This is a genomic window from Burkholderia sp. SIMBA_051 (assembly GCF_046534915.1).
Lineage (GTDB): Bacteria > Pseudomonadota > Gammaproteobacteria > Burkholderiales > Burkholderiaceae > Burkholderia > Burkholderia ambifaria.
The window spans coordinates 1-233 of record NZ_JAWRXS010000960.1 but is presented as its reverse complement, the minus strand read 5'-3'; the positions used below and the strand labels follow the sequence as shown (position 1 = coordinate 233).

At 63.1% G+C, this 233-nt stretch carries 1 protein-coding gene; it reads right to left on the bottom strand.

Going from position 1 to position 233, the window contains the following annotated elements; translation table 11 throughout:
• Window positions 1–161: inorganic diphosphatase (locus SB771_RS37335; RefSeq protein WP_410722322.1), on the bottom strand; the 161-nt coding region annotated here is incomplete at its 3' end.
• Between the last annotated feature and the right edge of the window lie 72 nt (window positions 162–233).

The window sequence follows — 233 nt, the reverse complement described above, 5'->3', positions numbered from 1 at the left end:
ACCGGATAACGCATGCCGGTGCCGACGAAACGGTCGACGACGAGCACGCCCAGATCCTTGTCGGCTTCGTACTTGACCGGATCGCTCTGCGCCGGAATCTCGATGATCACGTTGAAGTCGTGCGGCAGATCCTTGCCGGCGGGGACATTTGCGAAGCTCATGCGCGCTCTCTGAGAGAAGGGGAAAAAAGCGACGGTTCACGCGAGGCGCGCGGCGAGCACGCGGCTCTCGCG